Source organism: Streptomyces sp. NPDC058758 (assembly GCF_042746075.1).
Classification (GTDB): domain Bacteria; phylum Actinomycetota; class Actinomycetes; order Streptomycetales; family Streptomycetaceae; genus Streptomyces.
In genome coordinates this window covers 1-18,219 of the sequence record NZ_JBHYPS010000008.1, presented here as the reverse complement: position 1 = coordinate 18,219, position 18,219 = coordinate 1, and the positions used below count along the sequence as shown (strand labels likewise).

The 18,219-nt window shown below is 71.4% G+C and carries 9 protein-coding genes; 2 read left to right on the top strand and 7 right to left on the bottom strand.

What is annotated here, in order from left to right; translation table 11 throughout:
* The first annotated feature begins 133 nt into the window (after positions 1-133).
* Positions 134-1,867 (top strand): stealth family protein, encoded by a 1,734-nt coding sequence (locus ACFW6A_RS12650; protein WP_386640392.1) that lies wholly within the window; start codon positions 134-136, stop codon positions 1,865-1,867.
* 75 nt (positions 1,868-1,942) lie between these two features.
* Here the strand turns inward: ACFW6A_RS12650 and ACFW6A_RS12645 are convergent, their stop codons facing one another.
* A complete protein-coding gene (locus ACFW6A_RS12645; RefSeq protein WP_351851128.1) occupies positions 1,943-4,762 on the bottom strand; it encodes a stealth conserved region 3 domain-containing protein in 2,820 nt (939 codons plus the stop codon).
* Positions 4,759-5,790 carry a hypothetical protein gene (locus tag ACFW6A_RS12640; RefSeq protein WP_351851130.1) on the bottom strand — a complete coding sequence of 344 codons (1,032 nt, stop codon included), beginning with the start codon at positions 5,788-5,790 and terminating at the stop codon, positions 4,759-4,761. Before ACFW6A_RS12640 ends, ACFW6A_RS12645 begins: the two co-directional genes overlap by 4 nt.
* Before the next feature lie 194 nt (positions 5,791-5,984).
* Between ACFW6A_RS12640 and ACFW6A_RS12635 the strand changes: the two genes are divergently transcribed.
* Complete coding sequence (locus tag ACFW6A_RS12635) at positions 5,985-8,156, top strand: PIG-L family deacetylase (protein ID WP_386640388.1); 2,172 nt, start codon at positions 5,985-5,987, stop codon at positions 8,154-8,156.
* Between the two features lie 95 nt (positions 8,157-8,251).
* Here ACFW6A_RS12635 and obgE read toward each other — a convergent pair whose 3' ends face one another.
* The 5 genes from obgE to ACFW6A_RS12610 form a co-directional block, all read right to left on the bottom strand.
* The gene (gene obgE / locus ACFW6A_RS12630) at positions 8,252-9,691 is read right to left on the bottom strand and encodes a GTPase ObgE (protein ID WP_351851135.1); all 1,440 of its coding nucleotides are present in this window, start codon (positions 9,689-9,691) and stop codon (positions 8,252-8,254) included.
* A 125-nt stretch (positions 9,692-9,816) separates the two neighbouring features.
* Positions 9,817-10,071, bottom strand: coding sequence for a 50S ribosomal protein L27 (gene rpmA / locus ACFW6A_RS12625; RefSeq protein WP_030494090.1), 255 nt, complete (start codon positions 10,069-10,071; stop codon positions 9,817-9,819).
* Positions 10,072-10,085: 14 nt separating this feature from the next.
* Positions 10,086-10,406, bottom strand: coding sequence for a 50S ribosomal protein L21 (gene rplU, locus ACFW6A_RS12620; protein WP_030494089.1), 321 nt, complete (start codon positions 10,404-10,406; stop codon positions 10,086-10,088).
* Between the two features lie 309 nt (positions 10,407-10,715).
* On the bottom strand, positions 10,716-11,105 hold the full coding sequence (locus tag ACFW6A_RS12615) for a hypothetical protein (RefSeq protein ID WP_386640385.1): 390 nt from the start codon (positions 11,103-11,105) through the stop codon (positions 10,716-10,718).
* Positions 11,102-18,001 carry a polymorphic toxin-type HINT domain-containing protein gene (locus ACFW6A_RS12610; RefSeq protein WP_386640381.1) on the bottom strand — a complete coding sequence of 2,300 codons (6,900 nt, stop codon included), beginning with the start codon at positions 17,999-18,001 and terminating at the stop codon, positions 11,102-11,104. Before ACFW6A_RS12610 ends, ACFW6A_RS12615 begins: the two co-directional genes overlap by 4 nt.
* Between the last annotated feature and the right edge of the window lie 218 nt (positions 18,002-18,219).

The window sequence follows — 18,219 nt, the reverse complement described above, 5'->3', positions numbered from 1 at the left end:
CCCCTGCACCGGCACTCCACCGTACCGACTGGCCCGCGCGGCCGGGGGCCACCGCTCCCGAAGGGGTGGGGACCACGCGTCATACTGGACGGGTTCACCCGTCCGTTCGGTCACGTTCAAGGAGCCGACCCCCGTGCGAAATCCCGAGGCACCCAGGCTGCTTGGGGTCTACCGCCGAGCCGTACCGGAGCGCGTGCGGCGGGCCATCGTCGCGCAGGTCGACGCCGACATGCGCCGCAAGGTGAAGATGCGCATCGCCAGCGGCACCGCGGCCGCCGAGCGGCTGCGCGGCGGCCGGCTCGCCAAGCGCTACGGCGCCTACACCGCCGGCGCCGACCGCGCGGTGATCAACGTCGGCCGGGAGCCGAAGGTGGCGCTCGTCACCGAGGGCATCACCCCGCTGCGGGCCCGCCGGGCCAACCTGGACGCCGTCCTGGAGGCGCTCGCCGCGGCGGGCGTCGAGCACTTCTGCGTCCGCGGCCAGTCGGAGACCGCCGCGGCCGTGGCCGTGCGCGAGGAGGACCGCGAGGCCGTCCTCGCCGCCCTGGCGGAGGCCTGCAGGCGGCTGCCGGGGTACGTGGCGCCGGTGAGCGGCAACAACCCCGTCACCCGCGCGTCCGAGCCCGGTTTCGAGCAGGCGAGCTGGCAGCGGGTGCGCACCTCCCCCGTGGTGCGCCTCACCTGGTACCGCACGGACCCCACGCACCAGCTGGCGCTCGGGGACGCGTACGGCTGCGACGTCGAGTTCTGGACGCTGGAGGAGGGGCAGCTGACCGCCCCGCGCGCCGGGCGGATCGCCACGGTGCTGCCGCCGTCCGGCGAGGTCGTCCCCGTCCCGGAGCCGTACTTCACGAGCCTCGCGCCCCGCTCCACGGAGGGGGCCCCGCTGGTCCCCGCCCGCGCGGAGACCGCCGTCGTGCCCACCGGCGAGGTCACCTTCCCGATCGACGTCGTCTACACCTGGGTGGACGGCGCGGACCCGGCCTGGCTGCGGCGGCGCGCCGAGTTCTCCGGCGAGGGCTACCACGCGGAGGCGGCGAACGCCGCCCGCTACCTCAGCCGCGACGAGCTCCGCTACTCGCTGCGCTCGCTGCACATGTACGCCCCCTGGGTGCGGAACGTCTACCTGGTGACCGACGACCAGACCCCCGACTGGCTGGACACGGACCGCCCGGGCCTGAAGGTCGTCTCGCACAAGGACGTCTTCCGTTCCCCCGGGGTGCTGCCGACCTTCAACTCGCACGCGATCGAGTCGCAGCTGCACCACATCGAGGGGCTCTCCGAGCACTTCCTCTACTTCAACGACGACGTGATGCTGGGGAACGAGGTGACGCCGGGGGACTTCTTCCACGCCAACGGCATCACCAAGTTCTTCCCGTCGCCGGCGCTGGTGCCGCTCGGCGAGCGGACCGTCGACGACCCGCCGGTGGCCGCCGCCGGCAAGAACAACCGCCGCCTGATCCAGGAGCGGTACGGCGCCGTCCTCGTCCAGAAGATGAAGCACATGCCGCATCCGCTGAGCCGGACCGTGCTGACCGAGATCGAGACGGAGTTCGCCGCCGAGTACCGGCACACGGAGGCGAGCAGGTTCCGCAGCATCGACGACATCTCGATCGCGTCCTCGCTGCACCACTACTACGCCTTCCACACCGGCCGCGCGGTCCCCTCCCAGCTGCCGTACTCCTACCTGGACCTGACCCACCCGTGGACCGAGACCCGGCTCGGCCGGCTCCTCGCGGCGCGGGACAAGAGCGTCTTCTGCGTCAACGACACGGTCTCCACGGAGCAGGAGGTGGGCGAGCAGAAGGACCTGATCACCCCCTTCCTGGAGGCGTACTTCCCGGTGCCGAGCCCGTACGAGAAGTAGCGGCGCGGCAGGACGCGCGAAGGGGCGCCCGGACCGGGGAGGTCCGGGCGCCCCTTCGTGCGCGCTCGGGAGGGGTCAGTCGCGCTCGTACGGGGAGCGGACCGGGAAGTACGCCTCCAGGAACGCCCGCAGCACCCGGTCCTGCTCGTCGAGCGGGACCTCCGCCTCGGCCGACTCGCCGATGCAGATGACGTCGCGGTGCCGCGCGGCCAGCAGCCGGCTCAGCGCGATGTGGTGCTTGTAGTCGCCGATGTTGACGTAGGCCGCGGAGATGCCGCCCGGCGAGCCCTTCGCCGTCAGGTAGGCGTAGTGGTGGTGGAGCGACGAGGTGATCGACAGGTCGGTCCGGCCGCGGAACGGCGTGGCCGCCGTGCGGGCGGTCTCCTCGGGCCACCGCTCGGCGATCTCCTCCAGGACGCTGCGGCGCAGCGGGTGCGGCGTGTGGAGGAAGCCGTGGGTGGCGACCCGGCCGAACGCCTCCTCCAGGAGCGCCTGGTTGTTCTTGGCCGCGACGAAGTAGCCCTCGGTCTCCTCGGTGACCTCGCCCGGCGGGACGGCCGTCGGCGAGCGGAAGAAGAGCGAGTTGCCGTTCGACTGGAAGAACTTGCTCGGTGCGAGCGGACGCGCGAAGAAGACGTCGTCGTTGATGTAGAGGAAGTGCTCGGAGAGCCCCTCGATGCGGTGCAGCTGCGACTCGATGGCGTGCGAGTTGAACGTCGGCAGCCAGGACGGGTCCCCGAAGATCTCGCGGTGGCTGACCACCTGGATGTCCGGGTGCTCGGCGTCCAGCCAGGACGGCACCTGGTCGTCCGTCACCAGGAAGACCTTGCGGATCCAGGGGGCGTGCGTCGAGAGCGACCGGAGCGAGTAGCGGAGCTCGTCGCGGTTGCGGAAGCGGACGTCGCCGGACTGGGCGTCGTCGGTGGCGAGCCCGGCCTCCTGGCGGGCGGCGTCGCGCTTCGCGCGCCACGCCGGGTCGGTGTCGTCCACCCAGGTGTAGACGGCGTCGATCGGGAAGTCGACGTCCCACATGAGGCGCTTGGTCAGGACCTCGACCGTCGGGTACTCGCGGTCGCCGACGGTGATCCGGGCGGTGCCGTCGAGCGAGGGGAGCCGCGGGCCGACCAGGGTGGTGCCGCGGGGCGCGGTGTACCAGCGCGGCTCCGCCTCCTCCTGGGGCCAGAACTCGACGCTGCAGCCGTAGACCGGGCCGTACCGGAGGATCCGGCTGTCGCTGACGATCGGCTTGAAGATCCGTACGGCGGCGACCTCGGGGGCGGCGGTCAGCGTCTCCGCGAGGCGCGCGCCGGGGGCGGCGGTCTTCGGCGCGACCAGCTCGGCGTAGACGGGCTTGCCGTGCAGCTCGGTGCCGAGGGCCCGCAGCGCGCGCTCGCGGTCGGTGTCCTTGACGGCGAGGCGGTGGCTGACGGTCGAGGGGTCGTGCAGCAGGACGAAGGGCACGTCGTGCCGTTCGAGGGCCTCGGCGCTGATCTCCAGGTTGATCTGCCCTATGCGCCAGGCGGGGACGTCGTCGCGCACCTCGGCGAGGCGGCCCGCGGAGCGCACCAGGGACTTGCGGTCCTGGGCCTGGAGGATGACCTCACGGGCCTTCTGCTCGTCGGCGGAGGGCGCGAGCTTGCTGATCGGGGCGGAGACGGCGAAGCTCTTGCTCCCCCCGGCGGCGATGCGGCGGGCCGTCCGGTCGGCGCGGGCGGCGGCGCGGGCCGCCTCCGGCTCGGCCCGGAGGGCGGTGAACAGCTCGTCCCACTGCGCGTTGACGACCTCGGGGGCGAAACGCTCCCGCGCTCCGGTGCGGGCGGCGGCGCCGTAGGCGGCGCGCAGCTCGTCGTCGCCCATCAGCCGGGACATGGCCGCGCCGAGCGAGGCGACGTCGTCGGCGGGCACGAGGAGGCCGTCCACCTCGTGGCGGACGATCTGGGAGGGGCCGGTCAGCGCGTCGTACGCGACGACCGGGACGCCGGCGGTGAACGCCTCCAGCATGACGAGCCCGAAGGACTCGACGCGGGACGGCATCAGGCAGATCGCCGCCTTCGCCCACTCCTCGGCCATCTGCTGGCTGCGGCCGACGAGTTCGACCCTGTCGTGCACGCCGAGGCTCTCGACGAGGCGGCGCAGGTTGACCAGCTGGGGGCCGTCGCCGAAGAGCCGCAGCCGCCAGTCCGGGTACGCGTCGGCGAGCTCGGCGAAGGCCTGGACGGCGTGGTCGAGCTGCTTCTCCGGCACCATGCGGCCGGCCACGACGATGGTCTTGGAGCCGAGGTCGGAGCGCGGACGGTAGCCGTCGGGCATCGCGTTCGGGATCGTGGCCAGCTTGGGCGCGGAGGCGCCGAGGGACTCGGCGAACCAGTCGGTGGTCAGTTCGGTGAGCGAGACCAGCGCGTCGAGCTGCGGGGCGTGGGTGAGCAGCGGCTCGCCGGTGGCGCCGCGCAGCTGGGAGACGCGGTGCTCCTGGTGGACGGTGGCCACCGAGGAGGGGACGAGCTTGACGGCCGCGGCCATGAGGGCCGGGGTGGTCGTCACGAGGACGTCGGTGTCGAGGCCCGAGAGGGCGGCCGTCATCTCGATGTCGGAGAGCCGGTCGAAGGTGGGCTCCCAGGACGGCGCGATGAGGTCGCTGGGCAGCTTGGCGAGGGCCGCGCACTCCTCCGGGGTGAGGGAGGTCTCGCGGACCGGGCGCGGGGCGCGGCCGGTGCGGTCCACCAGGTAGCGGACGGGCAGGCTCTTGGCCTCCGGCAGGAAGGGCTCCTCAGCGGTCTTGAAGACGCTGAGGATCTCGACCTCGTGGCGCGGCATCAGCTGGGCGGCCTGGGTGTAGGCAGCCATCTCGGTGCCGCCCATCGCATCGCCCCAGGTGAGCAGGATGGTGATCTTCATGCGACTTCCTCTGCGCCGTCGGGGGCGCCTTCGAACGCGACGCAGGAAACGGCGAGCGCTCCGGCCGACGTGATGTAGGCATGCGCTCGGAGGAGCGTGCCGTCTTCCAGGGCGATGATCCTGAACGTGGTGCGGATCACCTGATGGCGCCGCCTCACGTCCGTGAGCCTGCGGCCGATCTTGAGGCCGGTGCGCCCGTGCTGGAGCTGCATGTCCCAGCGGTACGAGCGCCCGCCGGCCACCATCTCGGCCAGGGGTACGTCGAAGGTGAACGAGTCGCCCTCCCACTCCAGGGGGGCGGCCTGGACCACCGTACCGCCGCCGCGGCGGACGGCCTGGGCGGTGTAGGCGGAGGTCGGTCCCTGGCGGCCGATGAGCCGGCCGTGGACGACGATGCGGTCCCAGCGGAGGTCGAAGCGGTCGAGCTCGGCCTGGTGCACGGGGGCGCGCACCTTCAGGACGGCGAAGCCGTCGACCGAGCGCATGATCCGGAAGTGGGCGCCGCTGTCGGGGGAGGGCGAGACGGGGGCCGTCGGGCCGTCGGTCGCGGGAAGCGCGACGGCGCCGACTCCGGCGCGCACCTCGCGCCCGTCGGCGCCGGTGAGCACCACGCCGATGCGCCAGAGGCCTCCCGCGAGGGCCACGCCGGCGCGGCCGGGGCCGTGGTCGCCGGGGCTGTCGGGGAGGTCGGTGCGGTCCGTGTACCGCAGGGCCGTGGTGGCGGTGAGGAGGCGGGTGCCGTCGCCCTGCGGCTCCACGTCGAGGTCGAGCCGGTGGTGGCGCCCGCCGCGCGCGAACTCCAGGCGGGCGGCGGTGACGTCGACGGCCGGCGGGGCGAGGAGGGCGACGTTGAGGGTCCGTCCGCCGAGGACGGAGAGGTGGACGGCCTTGAGGGCCGGGCGGGGACGGATCCCGCTGGCGAAGGCGGGGGCCGTGTGGAGGCGTTCGACGCGGCGGCGCATCCGGACGGCGACCCGGCGGGCTCGGTTGGCGGCACCCACCGCATAGGGCAGCAGTGAGTCACTCACGACGAATCCCGCGCTTCCACTCTGGACTGACAGTCAGCGCCACATAGTGTCAAGGGGGCAGAAGCATTGGCAAGTCACCCCCCGGCGATCACAGCGTGACCGCAATCACGTGCCCAAGTGAACCCCTGATGGCTTTTTCACCCTCTTCCTCAAGGGATCCTTGCCATGGACCACACAGGAAGCAACGGGGAGAAATGGGACGCTGGAGTTCGTTCGCCGACGCCACGCTGTCACGGCGCACACTGCTGGCCTCGACCGCCGCCGCCACGGTGGCCGGAGTCGTCAGCGGCTGCGGGAGCACGACGGCCCCGGCCCCGGCCCCGCGCGTCCCGGCCCAGGCGACGGGGGACGCCGGGGGCCGCACGCCGGTCCGCCGGCTGGCCGCCGCCGAGACCCGGGAGGGCTTCGCGACGGCCGGCGCGCCCGCGGTCGTGCAGATCGTGGCGCACCCGGACGACGACCTGTTCTTCATGAACCCGGACGTCGTCCAGAACATCTCCGCGGGCATTCCCGTGACCTCCGTGTACGTGACGGACGGCGGCTCCTTCGGCGTGAACGGCGTCCCGGGCCGGCCGACCCCGGAACCGGACATACCGGCCTACATATCCTCGCGCCAGCAGGGCCTGCGCCAGGCCTACGCGCTGATGCTGGGAGCCCGGCTGTTCACCCCGTGGGAACGCTCCGTGCTCCTCCTGCCGGGCGGCCGGTCCGCCGAGGTCAACCGGCTCGAGTACGGCGGCCGGTCGGCCGAGCTGATCTTCCTCAACCTGCGGATGCACGCCAAGAACGGCGACCGGGTCGTCAACCTGACGAAGCTGTGGAGCACCCCGGGCGTGTCGCTCCCCACCCAGCCGGCGCCCGAGTCCACGGTGCGGCAGAAGTACACGTACACGCGCAAGGACCTCATCGAGACGCTCGTCTTCCTGCTGTCCCGGCGCAGGCCCACCCTGGTCCGCACCCTCGACCCGGACCCGGACACGCAGGTCCACGACGAGCGCCATCCGCGCGGCAGCGACCAGCCCGGCTTCTCCGACCACCCGGACCACACCGCGGCCGGCCTGTTCGCCTGGCGCGCGCTCGCCGAGTGGGGCGGGCGGACCGGGCGGGGCACGCAGGCGCCCGCCTTCCAGACGGAGTCCTTCCGGGGCTACTACAACCAGCGCTGGCCGAAGAACCTGCCGCCGGCGACCGTCGCGCTGAAGGCGCTGTACCTCAACGCCTACGGCGGCGACCCCTCGTGGGAGTGCGGGAACGCGTCCGGCTGCGGCGACTACGCCTTCGGCCAGGACGCGGTCCTCCGGTCGATGAAGGGGTGGGCGCGCTCCACCCACCGGCGCTACCCCAACTCCGGCCCCAAGGCGGTGGCCGGGACCGACGGCGCGCTGACCGTGTACGGCGTCCTCGGCACCCGGCTGGCGCGCTGGACGGGGGACCTCTCCGGCCGGCAGAGCCCGCCCGAGGACCTCGGCGGCGGCCCGCTCGCCCCCTCCATATCCGTGGTGCGGACGAAGGACGGCAGGGACCTGGTCTTCGCCCTGCGCTTCTCCGCCCTGGAGGGGGCCGCCGGGGAGAACCGGCGCGAGATCGTGATGCTGCGCCAGCAGACCGCGGGCGGCGCGTTCGAGAGCTCCTGGGTCGGCCTCGGTTCCCCCGAGAGCCGCACGTGGCGGAGCCGGCTGACGGGCCCTCCGACGGCGGTGCTCGGCTCCGACGGCCGGGTCCACGTCTTCGCGCGCAACGGCGCCAAGAGCGTCAGCACCCGGGTCCTGGGGACCGACGGCACGTGGAGCCCCTGGACGACGCTGCCGGCCGGACGCATACAGGAGGGACTGACGGCGACGGTCGACGGGCGCGGTCTCATCCACCTCTTCGGCACCTCCGCCAACTGGGTCGAGCACTGGAGCCAGCGCACCCCGTCCGGCGACCTGCGCAAGGGCACCCGCCGCTTCGCCCACCAGCCCGGCGACGTCCCGGACGCGATCACCGCGCCGGACGGCTCGGTGCTGCTCGGCTACCGGAGCGTCGCCAGCGACGAGGTGATCATCGAGCGGCTGGCCGCCGGACGCGCCAAGCGGTGGACCACCGTGGCGAAGCCGCAGATGGCCGGATACGGCCGGGTCAGCCTGGTCGACGGCCGCACGGCGGCCGCGGGCGGCGGCGTCATGGCCGTCCCCGCCGGTCTCAGGGAGGACCTGGCGTACGAGATCTCCGGCGGCCGGACCTCGGCGGTGGGCACCCGGACGCCCCTGCTCACGGTCGGCACGGCGGCGGCCCTGACCGTCGGCACCGGCACCCCGGTCTCGGTGACGATGGGCCTGGACGGCGCCCCCCGCATCACCCGGCTCCGCGACATCCGCGCCGGCTGACGCCCCCCCACACACAGCGAGGAACCCCCGCCCGGCCTGGCCGAGCGGGGGTTCCTCGCTGGACGGGAACGGGCCCCCGCCGGGGGCCGGTCCCGCTAGAACGGGTTGAAGTCGTCGTACTCGCGCTGCGCCTCGTCCCGCTCGGCGTCGCGGTCGCGGCGGCGCTGGGCGGCGGGACGGGGGGCCTCCAGGCGGTGGTCCTCGCCGCGCCGGCCGAGCATCTCGGCGCCGGCCATGAGGGTGGGCTCCCAGTCGAAGACGACCGCGTTCTCCTCGGAACCGATGGCGACGCCGTCGCCGGCGCGGGCGCCCGCCTTGAGGAGGGCGTCCTCGACGCCGAGGCGGTTGAGGCGGTCCGCGAGGTAGCCGACGGCCTCGTCGTTGTTGAAGTCGGTCTGGCGGACCCAGCGCTCCGGCTTCTCGCCGCGCACCCGGTACACCTCCTCCTGCTCGTCGTACGTGACGGTGAAGCCTGCGTCGTCGACGGCCTTCGGACGGATGACGATGCGGGTCGCCTCCTCCTTCGGCTTCGCGGCGCGGGCCTTCCCGACGATGTCGGCGAGGGCGAAGGAGAGCTCCTTCAGACCGGTGCGGGCGACCGCGGAGACCTCGAAGACGCGGTAGCCGCGCTCCTCCAGGTCCGGGCGGATCATGTCCGCGAGGTCCTGGCCGTCCGGGATGTCGATCTTGTTGAGGACGACGATGCGCGGGCGGTCGTCGAGGCCGCCGTACTGCTTCAGCTCCTCCTCGATGACGTCGAGGTCGCTGAGCGGGTCGCGGTCGGACTCCAGCGTCGCCGTGTCGAGGACGTGGACGAGGACCGAGCAGCGCTCGACGTGGCGCAGGAACTCCAGGCCCAGGCCGCGGCCCTGGCTGGCGCCGGGGATGAGGCCGGGGACGTCGGCGATGGTGTAGACGGTCGAACCGGCCGTCACCACGCCGAGGTTCGGGACCAGGGTGGTGAAGGGGTAGTCCGCGATCTTCGGCTTGGCGGCCGAGAGGACGGAGATCAGCGAGGACTTGCCGGCGCTGGGGTAGCCGACGAGCGCCACGTCGGCGACGGTCTTCAGCTCCAGGACGATGTCGTCGAGGTCGCCGGGCTCGCCGAGCAGCGCGAAGCCGGGGGCCTTGCGGCGGGCCGAGGCCAGCGCCGCGTTGCCGAGGCCGCCGCGGCCGCCCTGGGCGGCGACGTACGTCGTGCCGTGGCCGACGAGGTCCGCGAGGACGTTCCCCTGCTTGTCGAGGACGACGGTGCCGTCGGGCACGTACAGGACGAGGTCCTGGCCGTCCTTGCCCGCGCGGTTGCCGCCCTCGCCGGGCTTGCCGTTGGTGGCCTTGCGGTGCGGCGAGTGGTGGTACTCGAGCAGGGTGGTGACCGACTGGTCGACGACCAGGATCACGTCGCCGCCGCGTCCGCCGTTGCCGCCGTCGGGGCCGCCGAGCGGCTTGAACTTCTCGCGATGGACGGAGGCGCAGCCGTGGCCCCCGTTACCCGCGGCGACGTGCAGCTCGACGCGGTCCACGAAGGTGGTCATGGTTCTGTGCCTCCAGAAATGCGATGTACAGAAAAGCTATGTACGGGATTGTCTATCTAGTAACACGCGAAAGGCGGACCCGCTTCCCTGCCGGGAAGTGAGGTCCGCCTCCGCAAAGCGTCCGATCAGGCGACCGGGACGATGTTCACGACCTTGCGGCCGCGGAAGGTGCCGAACTGCACCGAACCGGCCTGCAGGGCGAACAGCGTGTCGTCGCCACCGCGACCGACACCCGAGCCCGGGTGGAAGTGGGTGCCGCGCTGGCGGACCAGGATCTCACCCGCGTTGACGACCTGACCGCCGAAGCGCTTCACGCCGAGCCGCTGGGCGTTGGAGTCGCGACCGTTCCGGGTGGACGATGCGCCCTTCTTGTGTGCCATTGCTCAGTCCCTCTTTACTTCGCGGCCGTCGGGATGGACGTGACCTTGATCGCCGTGTACTGCTGACGGTGACCCTGGCGACGGCGGTAGCCGGTCTTGTTCTTGTAGCGCAGGATGTCGATCTTGGCGCCCTTGGTGTGGTCCACGACCTCGGCCTGGACCTTGATGCCGGCCAGGACCCACGGGTCGCTGGTCACGGCGTCGCCGTCGACGACGAGCAGGGTCGAGAGCTCGACCGTGTCGCCGGGCTTGGCGGTGGAAATCTTGTCAACCTCAACGATGTCGCCGACAGCAACCTTGTGCTGGCGACCACCGCTGCGCACGATGGCGTACACGCGGATCTCTCTCTCACTCGGTAATGGGGACCTCTGACGCCAGCCGCCCACGCGCGAGCTGCAGGAGCCCACGGCGAACCGGATCGGACGAGCGGCCTCTCCCGCGAGGCGGGAGGGGGATGCTCAGAGGCGCGGCGCATCACAGACACGCCGACGGTCTACCGTACGGGCCCCGGCTTGACGAGGTCAAACCGGGGTGGCGGGCGGCGGCAGCCGCGAACCGCGGGAGCCCCGCCAGGGCGTGCCTGGCGGGGCTCCCCATGTGCGTTTACGTGCCCTCACGGGACCGCATGGGGACAGAGCCCCCGGTCAAGCGCGCCCGGAAAGCTCTCCGCCCCCCTCGGGCGCGGGCCCGAGGGCACTCACCAACCCGCCGGCCAAAGCGAATGCCTGCTCCCGGAAGAAGCCGACTCTTTCATGGAACGCTTCTTCGGAAGGAATCATGACCGGAGCGGAAGTCAGTGCCGCAAACAGCACGTGAATCTCATCGAGCCGGAACTCTGCATTCGGCCCGGAGACCTTCTTCATCATCTCCGCGGCGCTTTCCCGATCGACACCGATACGGACAATCGAAGAACTATCGCCGTCGGGGCGGTCCGCGTGGAACATAAGCGTTTCGCAGATCAACTGCTTTTGCACCGGTGTCAGCCGCAAGAAGGCTCCGCCGCGAGTCACCGTGGCTGCAACCTTTATCCTCATGGCGTCACATACCTCCCGCTCTCGAAGGCGCCCTGACTGTACTTGAAGCCGTGGATGTTGCGGCCGGTCTGCACAATCAACACGCCCCGACTGGAGTCGTACGCCACACTCGATCCGGTCTTGGTATCCTTGTGCGTCATTTTGCCTCGCCACGACGCGAAGTAGGAAGCCAGCGCATCAGGGTCGTGCCCGATACCAGGGAGATCGTGATCTGCGGCAGTCGAGGATCCGTCATGCATCCTCTGCACCTGGTAATCGACACCGTCGGCCACGTCCGGGCCGTGTGCAGCATCTATCCGGTCGTAGGTGTCGTCATCGAGCCCTCCAGTACTGGGGTCCCTTCCGTTGCAGTTATGGACCAGTACCGGAATCGGCCCCGCCAGCACATAGTAGGCGTGCACGTCGTCGACCGTGAGGTCGTGGGTGCGCTGGCGTTCCGTGAAGAAGCGGAGGTCCGTCACCGGGAGGGTCCGGCCCTGCGGGGTGCGCAGGAGCATGCCGGGCTTCAGGTCGCCGGCCTCGACGAAGCGCTTCTCGTTCTCCACCCAGAAGGGGTGGGTGACCGTCGAGACGAGGGACGAGTTCTTTCCGTCCTTCGCGGTGACGGTGAGGTCGACGAAGTCCTTGTCGTCCTCGGTGACGATGGTGCCGACCACCGTGCGCGTCACCGTCTTGCCGGTGGACGGATCCGTCGTGGTGATCTCGTCGCCGACGTCGACGTCTTCGATCTTCTTCGTACGTCCGTCAGCCAAGAGAACGGCAGTGCCGGGTAGGAAGCTGTGCCGGGTGGGACACAGGCCCTTGAGCCTGTTCCTCGCCTTGTCCAGGGCTCCCTTGGCCTTCTTGACCGTCTTCGAAGCGTCCCACCACGCCTTGGCGCCGTCGACCAGGTCGCCCGCGAGGCCGACCACGCGCTTGATCAGCTGGGCAGCCTTGCCCCACTGCCACGGAGCGCCGTACTTGGCAAGGATCTTGCCGGCGATGCCGCCCGCGAAGCTGCCCGCGATGTTGAGGGCCGTCTCGCCGCAGGCGCCGAGGTCACCGCTGGCGAAGCAGTCCAGACCGGCGGTGATGCCGAGCTGGTCCATGAGGATCTTGGTGATCTCCTTGGCCGCGCCCTTGACCTTCTCCTTGGCGCCGCTGACCTGCTGTTCCGCCGCGTCGACGTCCTTCTGCGCGTTGTTGACGTCGTCCGTGGCGTCGGCCTCCTCCTTCTCGTCCGGCGTCTGGTCCGTCTTGACCTTTCCGCCCGAGCAGCTGCTCGGGTGCCTCTGACAGTGGGCCCGCTCCTCCGGGTCGTACAGGCCCGTCGGGTCGCTGGAGGTCACCGGGCGGTTGTGGGCGTAGGCGTAGGCGTTGAGCTGCTGGGCGTCGTTGGTGTCGACGACCGGGTCCGGGGTGATGAACTTGCCCAGGAACGAGTCGTACTCACGGGCGCCGATGGTCGTCAGGCCGGTCGACGCGTCGATCGTGCCGCCGACGAAGCCCTTCTCCCCCGGCCAGGTCCCCTGCGGGGTGCCCCGGTCCTTGCCGTACGGGTCGCTGCGCCGCTGGGTGACCGCGCCGGTCACGGCGTCGATCGCCAGCTCGCCCGTCCCGTGGTGGTCCGACGCGAGGAACGACACCTTGCCGGCGGAGTCGCGCATCGCGACGGTCTGGCCGGCGAAGGAGTAGTACCGCGTGGCCTTCGCCGTGGTGGTCCCGGCGTCGAGGCGCAGCTCCATGCCCGGCAGGTAGACCGTGGTGCCGGTCGCGTCCTTGCGCTGGATGCGGCTGCCGTCGGCGCCGTACAGGAAGGTCGTCTCCGACGCCTCGTTCTGCGCGGGGGTGGTGACGTCGTCCGGCTCGCTGTTCCGGATGACCTTGCCGAAGGCGTCGTACTGCAGGGTCTGGGTGTCGCCCCCGATCGTGCGGGTGGTGGTGTTGCCTGCGGCGTCGTAGCCGTAGGAGTACTGCTGCTCACCCGTCGGGGTCTTCTCCAGGACGCTCTGGACCTGGTGCGTGCCCGCCTTGTAGGTGAAGGTGCGCTTCACGTCCTTCGTCGCGTCGAGACCGGTGTGGTGCGCGGTCTCGGACAGGCGGTTGCCGACCGCGTCGAAGGTGTACGAGTTCCAGTACGGCGCCGGACCGCCCAGGGCGGTGCTGCCGGGCGCCTGGGCGCAGGCGGCCGGCCCGGAGCCGGAGACCGGGACCTGGCTGCCGACGGTGCCCGCCGCTTCCGCCGCTTCCTTGGTGGTCGCGGGCGTCCACGCCTCCGTCATGCGGTTCTGGTAGTCGTGGGCGAAGCACTGGAGGTCGGGCGCGCCGGCACCGGCGGTGTCGGCGATGGACCGGACGTTGCCGATCTGGTCGTAGGAGTAGTTGGACAGCTTCGCGGGGCCGGTGGTGGAGCCGTAGACGTCCACCGTCGCCCGCTTGAGGCGGTCGGTGCCGGCCTCGTACTCGAAGGTCTGCCAGGTCTGCTTGCCGCCGGTGTGGAGTTCCAGCTGCTGGAGCAGGGTCCGGCCGGACCAGATGGTGTTGGTGACGTAGGGGGTCGTGCCCGTCATGGTCGTCGGGCGCTGGATGGCGTCGTAGCCGTAGGCCAGCGTCTCGGCGGTGAGCCCGCCGGCCGCCGGGAGCGAGTCGCTCTGCTTGGTGCCGTCCCGGTTCCAGGCGCTGCCGAAGACGTAGGTGCCCGCCAGGCCCGTGCCCGAGGACGCGGGGACCGTGTAGGCCGTCTTCATCGGCTGGTAGAACTCGTCCATCTCCTGGACGATCGTGGCGAAGTACTCCGTCGCGTTGACGAAGCGCTGCGAGGCCCACTGCCGGCCGAGCCAGCCGGCCTTGTCGTAGCGCTGCTCCGTCAGCTTGGTTCCGGTGTCCGGAGCGCCTTCCCAGGTCGTGACCGGTCGGCCGAGCTTGTCGTAGACCGTCGACACCGTCTTGCCGCGGGCGTCCGTGACGGACACCGGGCGGTCGACCGCGTCGTAGGTCGTCGAGCGCTTGCCGGAGTCCGGGTCGACGGCCTCCTTGAGGCGCCCGAGCTGGTCGTAGGTGTACGTCCAGGTGTTGCCGGCGGCGTCGGTGAGCTTGCTCAGGGCGCCGGCGGGCGTGTATGCGTACCTGGTCGTGTCGTAGCCCGTCGCCGGGGCCGACGGCACCGGGGACGCGCCCTTGTAGTGGCGCACCTCCGTGGCGCGGTCCTGCGCGTCGGTCAGGGTCGTGGTCGGCGTGCCGCCCACCGGCGGGTCGATGTGCACGCGGTCGCCGCCGTGGATGTACGTCGTGCGCCACTGCTCGCCGCCGGAGACCGCGAAGATCTCCGCCGTGGTCCGGCCCAGGCCGTCGTACTCGTACCGGGTCTGCGCGCCGACGTCGCCGTTGCGGACGATCAGCAGTTCGCCGGAGGCGGCGCCCGCCGCGTTGTACGTGGCGTTGACCTTCTCGATCTTGCCCGTGGGCGTGTAGAAGGTGTCGGCCACCATGCGGGTGCCGTCGGGGCCCTCGGTCTGGAGCTGGCGGGGGCGCAGCATGCTGTCGTACAGCTGGTACTCGGCTCCGTACGAGCCGTCGCTCTCGATCTTCTCGGTCTTGACGTAGACCGGCTTGTCGAGGCGGAAGGCGTACGAGTACTTGATGCTCGGGGTCATGCCCGTGGACTTGGAGCGGTCCGGCAGCCAGACCGAGGTGAGCCGTCCGAGCGGGTCCCGGTCGAGGTCGGTGCGCCGGCCGTTCGGGTCGGTCTGGCCCCGTGCCTGGCCCCAGGCGGGGGCGTAGTCGGTGGTGGTGACGTGTCCGAGCGCGTTCGTGACCTTCACCTGGGAGATGAGGCCGTTCACGTCGGTGTACGCGGTCTTCGTCTCGGCGCCCGCGGCGTCCGTCTGGGACGTCGGCCGGCCGAAGCCGTCGTAGGTGGTCGTGCCCGTGACCTGGTAGGTGGCGGTGGTCCCGTTGTGGGAGGTCATCCGCTCGGTCCTGGTGGCGTTGCCCACCGTGGGGGCGGCGCCGAAGGCGAGGCCGTCGTACGAGGTCCGCTCGTCCGAGATCACCGCGGTCCTGCGGTCGGGCGTGGTCGCGCACTTGACGGAGACCGTCTCGACCCGCGAGGTCAGGGAGCGGAGGTTGGCGGTGGCGTTGTCCACGTAGGACGTCCGCGTGCAGGTGTCGTCCGCGGTCGTGGACAGGTCTCCGAGGTCCTCGGACTCGTACACCCGGCCGCCGTTGTCGAGGTCGTGCTTGGTGTTCGTCTCGGTCTCGCGGCGCCCGTCACCCCCTTCGGTGACCGTGTAGCCGCGGCTCTTGACGACCTTGGTGAAGGAGGCGTGGGTGGTGCCCCAGGGGTTGGTGTCCGTCGCAGTGTAGTGCCGCATCGGGGTGTTGATGGTCTTGGAGACGAGCTTGTCGCCGTCGTAGGTGGCGACCTCCAGCTCCTGGCCGGTGAACTCCTTGTGGTCGGTGTAGGTGCCGCCCTCGGAGTCGGTGAGGGTCTCCGAGCGGACGGTCCCGTCCGCCTTCTTGTCACCGTCCATTCCCTGGAAGAAGGTGTAGTCGATCCGGGTGGGCCGGCTGTCGGCGCCGCCCGTCGTCACCTTGACCTTGCCGTAGCCCTGCCAGCCGCCCCAGGTGAGGTACTTGTCCTCGGTGAGGCCGTCGGGCTCGGCCTTGCGCCAGGCCGCGTCGCCCTCGTAGTCGTACTGGGTGACCTGCTCGAGGGCGCCTCCGGTGCGGTCGGTCTCGATGACCCGGTACACCACGTACTTGTGGAACCAGTCGGTGATCGGGTCGATGTATCCCGGCGGGGACCAGACGACCGGGTAGCAGCGCCGGGTGGACGAGCCGGGAGCGGGCAGGGACGCCTTGGCGCAATCCGCCGGGGCGTAGTTGACGTCCAGCTGCGAACCGGTCTCGCTCAGGATCGTGGAGAGCCGGAAGCGGTGGAAGGGGGCGATGCTCTCGCCGATGCCGTCCACGCGGTTGGCCAGCTGGGTGCCGATGAGTTCGACCGAGGGGACCTTGGCCACGCCGCCCTTGCGGCCCTCGTGGTCGATCCTGGACAGCCAGAGGGTCTTCGACTGGTCGCCGTTGTCGGTGAACTGGTGGGTCAGGAGCCAGGCGTCCACGTCCTCGTAGGTCGTGGCGTCCTTGCGGATCTGCGTGGTGACCGAGACCAGCCGCTGGCGGGTCCAGAAGGACGCCGCCACCTGCGTGGCGTTGCACTTGGTGCTCGGCGCGCAGTACCGGTCCATCGGGACGTCCGGCCAGTGGGCCGCGTTGGCGGGCTTGAAGTCGGCCGGCGCGCAGGTGAAGTCCGTGGTCGGCAGGCAGCGTTCCTTCGTGCCGAACACGACCCTGGCGGGTGCGGGCGTGGTGTAGAGGCTCGCCTCGCGCTGGCCGTAGTCGACGCGCTTGACCCAGCCGCCGGCGGTGTAGGGGGTGCCGTTGACGTCGGTCTTGCCGTTGAGGGCGTAGTGGTTCACCTCCTTGCCGTAGTAGTACGACATGACGTTGCCCTGGCGGTCCTTGACGTAGTCGAGGTTCCAGCGCCAGGCCTGCTGGCACCAGGCGCTCGCGAACGTCGCGTTGTAGCAGGGCTCGCCCGAGTCGTCGCCGAAGACCGGCGTGGTCCAGACGGAGGAGGTCTCCTCCTTGCCGGTCGTCCAGCCCGGCAGGCGGTTCTTGCCGAAGTAGTACTCGGTGCCGTCGGTCGTGGTGATCTTCCAGTACTCACCGTTGTCGTCGCCGTTGGGGGCGCCGACGGCCTTCTCCACGGTGGCCCCGTCGTCGGCCGCGAAGCGCCACTTCCCGTCGGCGTCGCCCCGGATCAGCTCCGTGGAGGTGCCGTTGAGCATGACGGTGGCATTGTCGAAGGCCCAGCACTGCTCGGCGGACGTCTTCTGGCCGTCCTGGGAGCAGGGCTTGTAGCGCCGCTCGATGTAGCCGGCCTCGTACGAGAAGCCCTCGCCGATCCAGGAGCCCTGGTTGTTGGTGTCGGAGGTGCGTCCGTCGGCGGACTGCGAGGAGTAGCCGAGTCCGACGGTCGGCACCAGGCCGCCCGGGGTCGGCGGGGTGCGCAGGGGGTACGACCAGGAGAAGCCGCCGGAGGACGCGGCGACGTTCCACTTCGCCGAGGGGGCGAGCGGCGTGGCCGCGTAGTCGCCCTGGGCGGAGGAGTTCCCGGAGGCCAGGGCCACCATGGTGCCGCTCACGGCGTCCGCGGTGGTCTTCGCGGCCGACAGGGGGGCGTCCGAGGGGACGGTGACGTCCGCCGAGACCGTCCCGGTCCGCGTGTCGTTCAGCGTCTTCAGGGGCTTGGGCAGGTCGGGGCAGGCGGCGGTGCCCGGGTCGGCGACCGCCGCGCAGGCGGGCAGCTCGACGAGCCGCAGGCGGGAGCCGTAGCTGCCGCCGAAGCCCTCGGCGAAGCCGGAGTAGCCGACGCTCAGCCGGACCTGGCCGCCGTCGGCGGCGCGGTCGGTCCGCTGGACGCGCAGCAGGGCGCCGGCGCCGAGGCGCGCGGCGCGGCCGGGCTCCAGGACGTCGACCTTGATCTTCGACGGCCGCTCGGCCCGGCTGTCCGCTCCCTGGCGGGCCGCCGGGGAGGCGGCGGAGCGCTGCGCCGCCGCCTTCGGGGCGGTGACGGTGACCGGAAGTCCGCCCACCCGGACGGCAGCGGCCGCACCGGTCGCGGGCACGGCGACCTCGGCACTGCCGGCGCCCGGCCAGACGGGCTTGTCCAGCTCCTTGACCGCGGCCTTCGCCGTGGCATTGGCCGGCCGCTTCCTGGCCGTGGCCCCGGTTCCTTCGACGGGGTCGCCGAAGTCCTGGACGCCGGGCCGCTGGGTGGTGCCGGCGGCGGGTTCCGCGAGAGCGGGCACCGCCTGGACGGTCGACGCCGACAGGGCGAGGGCGAGGCCCACGACGATCGGCCCGAATGTTCGCTTGGGTATGCGCCGATGGAGCAATCGGCCGCGTAGAGGCATCAGTACGTCTCCAGAGGAAGGGAAAGTGGTTCGAAGGAGGTCGGGTGGGGGGCCCCCCCCCGGGGGCCCCCCCCCCCCCCGTGGTGGCGTGGGGTGCGGGCCCGGCGAGGCGGGGGGGACCGCAGCGGGGGCCGCGCGGGGCACCATAGGCCGGC